The 1,270-nt window shown below is 65.9% G+C and carries 1 protein-coding gene; it reads right to left on the bottom strand.

Annotation, left to right across the window (positions count from 1 at the left end):
- Positions 1–59: 59 nt before the first annotated feature.
- Positions 60–1,190, bottom strand: a complete 1,131-nt coding sequence (locus NKJ81_RS32500) for an IS481 family transposase (protein WP_352542980.1) — start codon at positions 1,188–1,190, stop codon at positions 60–62.
- Between the last annotated feature and the right edge of the window lie 80 nt (positions 1,191–1,270).

Genomic DNA, 1,270 nt, shown 5'->3' with positions numbered 1-1,270 from the left:
TGTTTGGACCGGAGACATCGCGAACAGGTGTGCGAGGACATCGCGAACAGTGCTCCATGCTATCTCTCGACGAGGTTGAGGTCGATGGTTTGGATTTTCTGATGGCGGAAGAAGACGTTGAAGACGCCGTCCTTGTCGGTCGCACGGAAGGCGACGGCGCGCCCGGCGAAGGCATTGCAGATCTTGAAGTGGCGGCCGAACAGCGAGGTCGCGCCCTTCTGCTGGATCTTGCGGATATGGTCGCCGGGCGCATAGTCGAAGGGCTGCTGGGTCTCCCTGAAGTCGCGCGGGGAAGACCGGTAGCGGTCGAGCGGCACGGCGCCGGCGATCGCCTCGTGCGGGCGCTCTGCATTGTAGATGTGGCGCCAGCGGTCGAAGGCCCGCTGGGCCGCCGCCAGGTTCTCGAACGGCGGTCCCTGCAGCGCCTCGGCCTTGAGCGTGCGGTGAAAGCGCTCCTCCTTGCCCAGCGTCTGGGGATGATACGGCCTGGAATGCCCGATGGCGATGCCGATTTCGATCAGCCAGACGCCGAGCAGGGTAAAGTCGTTGCGGCCGCCATCGCCCCAAGGCGGGCCGTTGTCGGTGGCGATACGAAAGGGCAGGCCATAGCGGCGGAAGGCCGTGATCAGGCGCGTTTTCACGGTTTCGGTGGTCTGGTCGGAGCAGGCCGACAGCACGATCGAGAACCGCGAATGGTCGTCGAGCACGGTCAGCGGATGCAGGCGCCCGGCGCGCAACGGCACATGACCCTTGAAGTCCATCTGCCACAGATCGTTGGGCGCTTCGTGCTCGAAGCGGATGAAGGGCTTTGCCCCGCCGCCCAGCGCCCCGAGCTCGACGCCGTTGCGACGCAAGATGCCGGTCACCGTCGAGGGCGACGGACAGCCAATCCCCTGGCGCGCCAGGACCCGGGCGATCTTGCGCCCGCCCCAGGCCGGATGTGCCGCCCGCACCGAAAGCGCCGCTGCTTCGACCTCCCAGGCGCTGCGCCTGGGACTCGAGAGCGGTTGGCGCGAACGCTCCAAAAGCCCGGCCTCGCCCTCCGTCCGATAGCGCGCGATCAACTTGTGAGCCACGGTCCGACCGATCCCAAAGCGCCGGCACAACGCGCTCACATTCGCTCCCGGCGCGCTCGCCAACCTGACAAATTCCAGCTTCTGTTTCATCGCGCTCGTGTCCTCGAATGGCATCCCGAACCTCCCGGCGCAAAGCGCGCCAAACTGTTCGCGATGTCCTCGCACACCTGTTCGCGATGTCTCCGGTCCAAACA

This window comes from Mesorhizobium sp. M0018, from assembly GCF_040323955.1.
Taxonomy (GTDB): Bacteria; Pseudomonadota; Alphaproteobacteria; order Rhizobiales; family Rhizobiaceae; genus Mesorhizobium.
This window is presented reverse-complemented; position numbering and strand designations above follow the sequence as displayed.

Bases quoted from the DNA above. Each gene is read 5' to 3' on its own strand.
- NKJ81_RS32500 (WP_352542980.1), bottom strand. From the start codon at position 1,190: ATGCCATTCGAGGACACGAGCGCGATGAAACAGAAGCTGGAATTTGTC.